The organism is Candidatus Korarchaeota archaeon NZ13-K (assembly GCA_003344655.1).
Taxonomy (GTDB): Archaea; Korarchaeota; Korarchaeia; order Korarchaeales; family Korarchaeaceae; genus Korarchaeum.
Window position 1 is genome coordinate 1 of the sequence record MAIU01000037.1, and the last position, 10,140, is coordinate 10,140.

Here is a 10,140-nt window from a genome sequence, read left to right on the forward strand (position 1 = left end):
TGCTTCCGTGCTCCTTCCTGAGCTCCTCCTCGGTCTCATAGATGTCCTTCCCCCACAGACCGCTGGCATCCCTGAACTCGACACCGTTCTCACTCAGGACCAAGTAGGTTGGCCTCTCCGCCCTCTTCATTATGACCAGCGCCGTCGTCCCCACCCATCTCGTGGCCGCTCCCAGGGTCCCGCCTATCACAGACTCCCCTATTATCCCGGTCTGGGGGGACTTGAAGACGAAGGTCCCCTTACCGGAGTAAGGCACGGCGGTACCGGTGAATGGGCCTATGGCGAATATCAATGGGTTCTCGGGACCCAAGGGATCCGTGTTGGCATCGGTCATGTCATAAAGGATCTTGGCGCCCAGTCCCTTCCCCCCTATGAACTTCCAGGCGAGCTCATCCGGGACTGGCTCGCTCCTAACCTTCCTCTCACTGAGGTCGATCCAGTGAATGAGACCATAGCCCCTCATGCGGATCCGAGGGATTGCCGGAGGCAATGATATAAACTTTTACACGATCGCCGCATCCTTGGACGCATGTCAAGAGTGTTCCGCTTGAATTGACCCTGTGCGGCAAGGGAGCGCGCGGGCCCGATCCGTGAGGGTGAGCGACCGAGTGCCTCTGCTGCCCATCCGCATCTATATAGTCAATGCATATCTAAATAGAGGTAGTTTCCCTACTTAGGCAATGTTTATAATTTTAACATATAGTGGTCAGCCGGAGGGGAAGGGTATCAACGATATGTCAGCGATCCCGTCCGCGCGGAGCAAGGGATCGATGCTCCCCAAGTATGATAAGGGATTCTTCCTCTCACTCCTGCCATTCGCCTCGATCGTCTTCGTCATCTTCACGGCCCTAGCCTACGTGGTGGTGTCGGTATCGTACCCATCGATATCAAGATTCGGGATCGGGCTCTTCACGCAGAACCTCTGGAGACCCTCCGAGGTGAGCGCTGAGCTAGCGAGCTATGGGCTCCTCGCTCCACTTTACGGCACCCTCGTGACCTCCCTGATAGCCTCAGCGATAGCTCTACCCCTCTCGCTCTCGACCGTCTACCTAATCGAGGAGCTGGCCCACCTCAGGGTGAGGGAGTTGTTCTCCACGCTGATAGACCTGATGGCCGGGCTTCCAACGATCCTCTACGGTCTTTGGGGAGTCGAGGTGATGATACCGTTCTTGAGGGATGAGATAATGATTCCTCTCCATTCACACCTTCCCTGGATACCTCTCTTCTCATGCGAACCGCTCAGTGGGGCATCACTCCTCTCGGCGGGGGTGATACTAGCGATAATGGTGATACCCTTCATGCACAGCCTGATACAGGACGCCTACAGGAGCATCCCAGCCATCTACAGGGAGGCGATCCTCTCACTCGGCGCCAACAGGTACGAGTACTTCAGGATGATGATCTCACTGATAAGGCCGGCGGTAATAGCCTCCCTCCTCCTGGGACTCGGAAGGGCGTCCAGCGAGACGGTGGCCGTGACCCTCGTCATAGGTAACTCCTTCAACGTTTCCCCATGCCTATTCTCTCCCGGTTACACGATCCCCTCCCTCATAGCTAATCAGTTCTCGGAGTCGAACTTCTACCCCTACATGCAGAGCGCCCTCTACGCGGGCGGGCTCGTCCTGCTAATCATAGGCATCATCTTCAGCGTTCTCGGACTCCTGATGATGAGGAAGGCGAGGGAGATGTATGGTTAGCGTCAGGGAATTGAAGGAGAGACTCTTCCTGATCCTCACAGTCGCGCTGGCCTCTCTCGCGGTTCTCCCGATATTCCACATACTCCTCTCCGTCATCCTGAGGGGTCTGCCCCCGGTCCTGAGGGCCGGAGTTGGCTTCCTGACGGATCCACCACCTCCCCCGGGCGGCGGCATTGGTGGCATAGGTCCCTCTCTAGCGGGCACCTTCATGCTGGCTTTCACATCCTCCCTCATGGGGATCCCGCTGTCCTTCGCATCAGCCCTCTTCGCAGTGGAATTCCCGGGAAACCCCATCTCTAGGGGGGTGAGGAGCCTGAGCAAGGCACTCCTCCAGATCCCATCAATACTGGTCGGCATGCTCATATACACCCTGGTAGTTGTTCCCATGGGTAGGTTCTCGATGCTGGCAGGCTCCTTGGCCTTAGCGATAATGATGATCCCCTACGTGACTACATACATCGAGGAAGCCCTGGAGAGCGTCCCCAAGACCTACAGGGAGGCTGGATACGCCCTGGGATTCTCCAGGACTCAGGTGGTCTTCAGGGTGAGCGTTAGCATAGCGAAGAGGGGGATAATCACTGGCATACTCATGGGCTTCGCCAAGGTCACAGGGGAGACGGCCCCTCTCCTCTTCACGGTGGGAAAGCAGAGGCAGGAGATCTCTCTCGACCCCCTGGGCTACTCCGACTCGATATCCCTCCTGATATTCGACTTCATACAGACACCCTACGCCAACTGGCATGAGGTCGCCTGGGGTGCGGCCTTCGTGCTCACAACGCTCTTCCTAGCGGTGTTTCTCTTAGCAAGGAGCTTAACCAGGAGGGTCGTGCTATGAGGAAGGTGGCCCTGCTGGTTGAGGGATTGAGCGTCAGGATAGGGGGGAGGGAGATACTGAGGAACATAAATCTGGAGCTCCCTGAGAGGAGGATACTCGCGGTCATGGGTCCCTCGGGCTCCGGGAAGTCGACCCTGCTGAGGGCCATAAACAGGCTGCTCGACATCGTGCCCTCCTGCGAGGTCAGGGGAAGGGTCGTGATTCACGGGATGGATGTCTACTCCTCCGACCCCTACAAGGTGAGGAGGCTTACAGGGATGGTCTTCCAGGTCCCCAACCCGTTCCCCAACATGAGCATCTACGATAACGTTGCCATAGGGCCGAAGCTCAATGGGCTGGCAAAGAGCAAGCAGGAGCTGGATGATCTGGTCAGGTGGGCCCTTGAGAAGGCCATGCTCTGGGATGAGGTGAGGGAGAGGCTCAGGGATCCCCCTCACAAGCTGAGCGGTGGGCAGCAGCAGAGGCTCTGCCTCGCCAGGGCGCTGGCCCTGAGGCCGAAGCTCCTCCTCCTGGACGAGCCCACGGCCAACGTTGACCCGATAAACGCCGCTAAGATAGAGGAGGCCCTGAGGGGCCTGGTCGAGACCCATGAGATAACAGTCGTCTTCGTCACCCACACCCCCCACCAGGCCATGAGGATCTCCGACTACGTGGCGTTCCTCTACATGGGTGAGCTCGTCGAGTTCGGCCTCACAGAGGAGATAGCCCTCAACCCGAGGCACGAGCTCACCATGAGGTTCCTGAAGGGGGAGGTCTGACCCGGTCGATCGGGGCCTGGCCTTCGGGAAGCCCTGGGGATCCGGACCGAGCTCAGTAGATCGGGAACTCCACCCCCCTCTCCTTCAGGACTGCATGGGCGGCGGAGAGCCTGGCCACGGGCACCCTGAAGGCCGAGGCGCTCACGTAATCCAGCCCTATCCTATGGCAGAACTCTATGCTCCTCGGATCCCCTCCGTGCTCGCCGCATATCCCTATCTCCAGCTGTGGGTTGGAGGCCCTTCCCCTCTCCACCGCTATCCTCATCAGCTCTCCCACCCCCTCTGTGTCCAAGCTCTGGAAGACGTCGAAGTCCAGTATCCCCTTCTCAAGGTAGTCGTGCATGAACTTGTTCTCAACGTCGTCCCTGCTGAAGGTGAAGACGCCCTGAGTCAGGTCGTTGGTCCCGAAGCTGAAGAACTCGGTCTCCTTCGCTATCTTATCAGCGGTTATGCAGGCCCTCACGACCTCTATCATGGTACCAACTGGCATCCTGATGCCGTACTCCTTGAATACAGGCTCTATTGCGTGCTCCTTCACGTACCTTATCTCCCTGTGATCCGAAACCTGGGGTATCATTATCTGAACCTGAAGGTCCTTCCCCTCCCTCCTGAGCTCCAGATAAGCTTCAACGATCGCCCTGACCTGGGCCTCATATATCTCCGGGTAGGTGACGCCCACCCTGACTCCCCTGTGTCCCATCATAGGGTTAGCCTCCCTGAGCTCCCTCACCCTCCTCAGGAGGGCCTCCAGCCTGCTCACCTCCTCACCGTCCCCCCTCATCCTGGCGTCGCAGAGCCTCTCCAGCAGCTCATCCGAGCTCGGGAGGAACTCATGCAGCGGAGGGTCGAAGAGCCTCACGGTGACCTTCAGCCCCTCCATGACCCTGAATATCTCGAGGAAGTCCTTCTTCAGGAACGGGACAAGCTTGTTCATGGCCTCCCTCCTCTCCTCGCTCGTCCTCGCCATTATCACCTGCTGGAATATTGAAAGCCTCTCGGGCCTCCTGAACATCCTCTCCGTCCTCAGGAGCCCTATTCCCTCGGCACCGAACCTCTTGGCTATCTCCGCGTCCTCTGGCGTGTCCGCGTTCGCCCTGACACCGAGCCTCCTGACCTCATCGGCCATCCTGAGTATCTCGAAGAACTCGCTGGGGAGCTCGGCCTTGGCCGTTGGGATCTCGCCCAGGTAGACCTTCCCCGTGAAGCCGTCTATCGTTATGACGTCTCCCTCCCTCACCGTGATGCCGTCCACCCTGAACTCCCTCCTCTCATAATCTATCCTTATCCTCTCAGCCCCCACGACGGCCGGCTTCCCTATCGCCCTCGCAACCACGGAGGCGTGGCTGGTCATGCCTCCCCTGCTGGTCAGTATCCCCTGGGAGGCGTAGAAGCCGTGGACGTCATCCGGTCTGGTCTCCTCCCTCACTAGTATCACCCTCTCTCCCCTGCTGGCCCACTCCACAGCCGTATCGGCGTCGAAGACGACCCTCCCTGTCGCCGCCCCTGGTGAGGCGTTCAGGCCCTCCGCTATCGGCGTTATTGAGTGCTTCTTCAGGTATGACTCATCGAGCCTGGGGTAAAGGAGGCCTATTATGTGCTCGGGCTTCACCCTCGCGAGCGCCTCCTCCTTTGTCAGCAGCCCCTCCCTGTACATGTCAACAACGGTCCTCACCCTGGCCAGTGGCGTCATCTTGGCGTTCCTCGTTTGCAGGAGGTAGACCTTCCCCTTCTCTATCGTGAACTCTATGTCCTGAACCTCCTTCTTGACCCTCTCCAGCCTCTTGGCCATCTCGTATATCTGCTCGTACAGGTGGGGGCTCTCCCTCCTCAGCTCCTCTATGCTCTTTGGGGTCCTTATCCCCGCCACCACGTCCTCCCCCTGGGCGTTCGGCAGGAACTCACCATAGAGCACGTTCTCTCCGGTGGCCGGATCCCTGGTGAAGAGCACTCCAGTTCCGGAATCGAAGCCCATGTTCCCGAAGACCATCGCCACTATGTTGACGGCGGTACCGTCTGCTATATCCGGGGTTATGTTGTTCGCCTTCCTGTAGAAAACGGCCCTGGGAGAATTCCAGGACCTGAACACGGCCATTATAGCGAGCTCCAGTTGCTTCCATGGATCCTGCGGGAACCTATCGCCCAGGACCTCCTTGAACCTCCTGACCACCTCCTTCAGGTCCTCGGCTTTGAGCTCCGCATCGTACTTCGCCCCCCTCCTCGCCTTCACCTCCTCGAATATCTCATCGAAGACCCTCTTATCCACCCCTAGGACTATGCTGCCGAACATCTGTAGGAATCGCCTGTAGGCATCGTAAGCGAACCTCTCATCACCCGTGAGGTCTATGAGGCCCTGAAGGGTCTCATCATTGAGCCCCAGGTTGAGCACGGTGTCCATCATCCCCGGCATAGAGACGGGGGCCCCGCTCCTCACGGAGACCAGCAACGGGTTCCTCGGGTCCCCGAACCTCCTGCCAGTTTTCTCCTCGAGCCAGGCCATGGCCTCCCTTACCTGATCCATCAGACCCTCAGGGAGCCTCTCCCCGTTTGAGTAGAAGAGACTGCAGGCCTCCGTCGTTATCGTTATCCCCGGGGGCACGGGGAGGCCGTGCTTGTACATGAGGACCAGGCCAGCCCCCTTGCCGCCCAGGAGCTTCACATCCTCAGGGTCGGACTCATCGTATGTGTACACTAGCTTCCTCAACCGGCTCCACCGAGGGGCCCTGAGGAGGACACCTTATTACCTTTTCCCAAGTTTCACAAGCATAAATCATCGGGAGCCGCCCTCGGATGGTCATCCTAAAAAAGGAGGAGCTGAGGTTCACCTCTCCCTCAGGATCCTTATGAACTCCCTCATCCAGGCCGGCAGGTCCGGCCAGGCTCTAGCTGTGACTATGTGGCCCCTGCATACAACCACCTCCTTGTCGTGCCAGTTGGCCCCCTGCGCCTTGAGATCGGGGGCTACAGCTATGTATGAGGTCACGTTCATGCCCGGCTCTATTAGCTTGTATGCTGTCAGGACCAGGGGACCGTGGCATATGGCGGCCAGTGGCTTCTTTTTCTCCATGAAGTGCCTCACTATCCTCTCCAGGTCGGGGTCCAGCCTTATGTACTCGGGGGCCCTGCCCCCCGGTATGACGAGGCCATCATACTCCTCCGGCTTCACCTCCTTGAACTCCTTGTCCACCCAGACGAACCTGTAACCGGGCTTCTCCGTGTAAGTCTCCCAACCCGGCTCGAAGTCATGGACGACCGTCATGAGCGTCTTCCTAGCGGGCGCGGCGACATGCACCTCAAAGCCCTCCTCCTTGAGGCGCCAGTAAGGGTAGAAGAGCTCCTGGGCCTCCACGGCATCACCAGCGACTATGAGGACCCTCTTGGTCATGGTATCCCTCCGCAACAAGTGGGTGCTCCTTATAAACTTGCAGAGTTAAAAAGGAAAGATTGGGGGTGTTACCAGAGCTTGAAGGTGACTCCCAGGTAGAGGATGAACGAGTAGGTGAAGAACACGGCGCTTATCAGCAGGAAGATGAAGACCACCCATGAGGGCCTGACCACGTTGCCGGCCGGGTGTATCTTGGGCAGGAGATGGAAGTTCTGGTAGAAGAAGCCCCAGGTGAAGATCACCATTATCAGCATGTTGGTCACGCCCGTCAGGAGCACCAGGGCTCCCGGCTGCTCCAGGAGCACGGTTATCATCCCTATGACCGTGAATATCGTGACCACGTAGTAGTAGATCTTGCGGTACTCTATCCTCTCCGGAATCCCGGGCACCGTGTAGAGGTTGCTGGCCACGGTCCTGCCCGCCCCGTCCAGGGCCGTTACGTAGGCATCCACCAGGAAGAAGAAGCCCACTATGTAGAGGAGGCCCCTACCTATGTCCCCCCAGAGGTGGCCGAACCACTCCGCCTGGTAGACGACGAGCTTCCAGCCGGATGGGAGCTTTCCGGTCGCCAGGAACTCCGGCCTGAGGACCGCGTAAGTCAGGAGGGTGGTGAGCACTATCGTCAGCGTGTTCATGGCAACTCCTATGAAGTTCTCGATCCACTGCCACGTCATCCACTCCTTCCACTTCTTCCTAACTTCAGGGCCATCCTTGAAGGCCACGCCGACCCCGGGTATTGGCTCCGGCTCCCCAGTGACGGGGCTCGTGACCCTCCCTATGTGAGCAGCCATGGCAGCGTTCTTGTCCCTGACCCAGTAGCTGTAGAGCAGGTTCCAAAAGCCTCCGGCCCCGGTGTAGGCTATGAGCGTTATGAATATGTTCATGTCCTTTGGGTCGAAGTTCGGCGGCAGCATGTTGAACCCGCTGGCGTACCAGGGTATCAGGGCCGGGAAGTACTCACCGGCCACCTTAGCCACGGCTGGTGAGAGAAGGGCAGCTATCAGCATGCCGAAGAAGGAGATGAGTGCGGCAAGCACCTCAACGTACTCCACCACCTTGTATGCCACTGGGCCGAGGATGAAGATTAGCCATATCACTATTATGGCAACCTCCGCCCAGAACTTCGTCTGGCCGGCCGCGTCCCATCCAGCTGGGAAGTTCGTGAGAGCTGCTAGGGCCGTGGCGCCGCTTGAGACGTAGCCACCGACCCAGAGCATCACTATCATAGACATTATGAACATCAGCCACCCGTATATCCTGTGAACCCTGTGGAACCCCTCGAATATCCCCTCACCCGTCGCCATCGTGTACCTCGCTATCTCCAGGTTTATCCAGTACTGGAGGGAAGCGTAGAATAGCAGCCAGCTGAGGAGGAAGACGCCGTACTTGGCGACCATGTAGGGCCACCATATGAGCTCACCGCTGCCCTGAGACAGGCCTGCCCAGACGACGCCTGGGCCTATCATGGCGGCGTACCCTGGGAAGTCCGGGAGTTCCTTTATGTCGAAGGGCTTCTTGAACCTCCCCAGAATGAGGCTCTCCCTCTCCTCCGCCATGGTCTCACCGACCTTTACCGCAGCGTGCTTAGGTAATTAATATAAGCTTTTCCTGCATTATCCGGTAGGAGGGTCCCGTATGTTCAGGATGCGCAGGGGGAGCGAGGCTCCTGTGGTGGAGACCTGGCCGGGGGTGAGGAGGAGGACCCTGGCCATGGGGGAGAGGACCCTCCTGCTCGAGGTCAGCATGGATTCCGGCTCCGTCGGGAGGGCCCACTCCCACCCTAACGAGCAGGTGGGTTACGTTGTCAGCGGGAGGCTCAGGCTCAGGATAGGGAGTGATACAATCGAGCTGGGTCCCGGAGACGCTTACGTGATTCCGGGGGGAGTTGAGCACGAGGCGCTGGCCCTGGAGGACACGAAGGTTATCGAGGTATTCTCTCCACCTCACGAAACGTTTAAGAGGGACTTGGAGGAGGGATGATCATGCCCAAGTACGTGGTGAGGCCGGAGGAGGTGACAGGAGGAGCCCCCATGGAGAGGGGAGAGGAGAGGAAGCACGTGAGGGATCTGAAGGTGATATATCCGGAGACAGTAGATCCTGACCCGAAATCCCTCATAATGGGTGTTGTTGAGGTGGATCCGGGGCATCACACGCCCCTGCACAGGCACAGGTGCGAGGAGGTCTACTACATCCTGGAGGGGGAGGGTGAGGTTGAGATAGAGGGAGAGAGGTATGAGGTGAGGAGGGGATACGCTGTCTTCCTACCGGAGGGCGTCAGGCACAGAGTTTTCAACAATGGCAGGGATGTGCTGAGGTACGTTGTCGTCGGCGGCATAATGTTCGTCCCCCTCATACCCAGGTGGCCGACCGAGTCCCCCTATGAGATCCTGGAGTGAGCCCGCGGGATGGTAGGATGCTAAGGCCCCCTCCCAAGTTCGTCTACGTGAGGTGGATAGGCCTCCTGACGAGCCTCATACCGATGAGCGCACTCCTCCTCCTATACCTGGCCTCACCAGATCCCGAGCACGGGGCCGTTTACGCGGCAGCAATATCCCTCCCCCTGCTGGCCTTCTCCTACTACCTGGACCTCCTCATGAGGCTCATACCGATGCCAGGGAGGGTGAAGCACCCCTTCCCCAAGGTATGGCTCTCCTGGATCGTTGCATATCCCGTGGCGAGGTTGGGGATATCCGAGCCCCTGCTGATCTGGCTCATGGGACCCACGGTTAGCCTAACTCACATGACCCTGGCAGCCATGCTCCTCCTGGGCGCCATGTACGGCGCCTTCTTCTACACGGCCTACATAACCCTACTCCGCGTCTACGTCAGGAGGAAGCTGAGCAGGGGGGAGCTGCCTCCCCAGTTCTACTGAGGCCGAGCGGACCGAAGCTAAGCCCTGAGGACGGCTCCCCTGTCAGCTGACTCAGCCAGCATGGAGAATATCCTGAGGAACCCGGTCTCCTCCTTCCTCTTTGGCTCCCACCTCTTCCTCCTCTCCTCAAGGGTCTCCTCATCCACCAGCAGGTCCAATCTCCTCCCGGGTATGTCTATGAGGACCTCGTCCCCCTCCTCCACGAGCGCTATGGGCCCGCCCTCGACCGCCTCAGGGGAGACGTGGCCTATCGCTGGCCCCCTGGTGGCTCCGGAGAACCTACCGTCAGTGACGAGGGCCACCCTCCTGAGACCCATCCCAGCTATAGCTGCGGTGGCCGCCAGCATCTCCCTCATCCCCGGTCCCCCCTTGGGCCCCTCGTACCTTATCACGATGACATCCCCCTCCTCGATCCTCCCATCGAAGAGGGCCCTCACGGCATCCTCCTCCGAGTCGAACGGTTTCGCGTGACCCCTGAAGACGTGCATATCCGGATCCACCGCCGTCTGCTTCACCACGGCCCCTCTAGGCGCTAGGGTTCCCCAGAGGATGGCGAGGCCGCCCTCCCCGTGGTAGGGGTCGCTCCTGGGCCTTAT

11 protein-coding genes are annotated in these 10,140 nt (G+C 59.1%); 6 read left to right on the forward strand and 5 right to left on the reverse strand.

Going from position 1 to position 10,140, the window contains the following annotated elements:
- The coding region (locus BA066_04890; GenBank protein ID RDD53340.1) for an aldehyde ferredoxin oxidoreductase at positions 1-463 on the reverse strand (463 nt) is incomplete at its 3' end.
- Between the two features lie 307 nt (positions 464-770).
- On the opposite strand from BA066_04890, the gene pstC reads away from it, so the two are divergent.
- The 3 genes from pstC to BA066_04905 are packed head-to-tail and all read left to right on the forward strand — an operon-like array spanning position 771 to position 3,290.
- Positions 771-1,697, forward strand: coding sequence for a phosphate ABC transporter permease subunit PstC (pstC, locus tag BA066_04895; GenBank protein ID RDD53341.1), 927 nt, complete (start codon positions 771-773; stop codon positions 1,695-1,697).
- Positions 1,690-2,532, forward strand: coding sequence for a phosphate ABC transporter permease PtsA (gene pstA / locus BA066_04900; GenBank protein ID RDD53342.1), 843 nt, complete (start codon positions 1,690-1,692; stop codon positions 2,530-2,532). Before pstC ends, pstA begins: the two co-directional genes overlap by 8 nt.
- The gene (locus BA066_04905) at positions 2,529-3,290 is read left to right on the forward strand and encodes a phosphate ABC transporter ATP-binding protein (protein RDD53343.1); all 762 of its coding nucleotides are present in this window, start codon (positions 2,529-2,531) and stop codon (positions 3,288-3,290) included. The genes pstA and BA066_04905 overlap by 4 nt, the downstream gene beginning before the upstream one ends.
- Positions 3,291-3,342: 52 nt before the next feature.
- Here BA066_04905 and BA066_04910 read toward each other — a convergent pair whose 3' ends face one another.
- The 3 genes from BA066_04910 to BA066_04920 form a co-directional block, all read right to left on the reverse strand.
- On the reverse strand, positions 3,343-5,991 hold the full coding sequence (locus BA066_04910; protein RDD53344.1) for a pyruvate, phosphate dikinase: 2,649 nt from the start codon (positions 5,989-5,991) through the stop codon (positions 3,343-3,345).
- Positions 5,992-6,108: 117 nt separating this feature from the next.
- Positions 6,109-6,672, reverse strand: coding sequence for a DJ-1/PfpI family protein (locus BA066_04915; protein ID RDD53345.1), 564 nt, complete (start codon positions 6,670-6,672; stop codon positions 6,109-6,111).
- A gap of 68 nt (positions 6,673-6,740) precedes the next feature.
- A complete protein-coding gene (locus BA066_04920) occupies positions 6,741-8,228 on the reverse strand; it encodes a hypothetical protein (GenBank protein ID RDD53346.1) in 1,488 nt (495 codons plus the stop codon).
- A gap of 88 nt (positions 8,229-8,316) precedes the next feature.
- Between BA066_04920 and BA066_04925 the strand changes: the two genes are divergently transcribed.
- Genes BA066_04925 through BA066_04935 form a run of 3 tightly spaced genes read left to right on the forward strand, consistent with a single transcriptional unit; the run spans position 8,317 to position 9,544 of the window.
- Positions 8,317-8,652: a cupin domain-containing protein gene (locus BA066_04925; GenBank protein ID RDD53349.1), complete on the forward strand. Its 336-nt coding sequence runs from the start codon at positions 8,317-8,319 to the stop codon at positions 8,650-8,652.
- Entirely contained in the window at positions 8,652-9,068 is a 417-nt protein-coding gene (locus tag BA066_04930; GenBank protein RDD53350.1) for a cupin domain-containing protein, read from the forward strand. Before BA066_04925 ends, BA066_04930 begins: the two co-directional genes overlap by 1 nt.
- A 17-nt stretch (positions 9,069-9,085) precedes the next feature.
- A complete protein-coding gene (locus BA066_04935; GenBank protein RDD53347.1) occupies positions 9,086-9,544 on the forward strand; it encodes a hypothetical protein in 459 nt (152 codons plus the stop codon).
- A 17-nt stretch (positions 9,545-9,561) separates the two neighbouring features.
- On the opposite strand, the gene BA066_04940 is transcribed toward BA066_04935, so the two are convergent.
- On the reverse strand, positions 9,562-10,140 hold a 579-nt coding region (locus tag BA066_04940; protein ID RDD53348.1), incomplete at its 5' end, for a dihydroxy-acid dehydratase.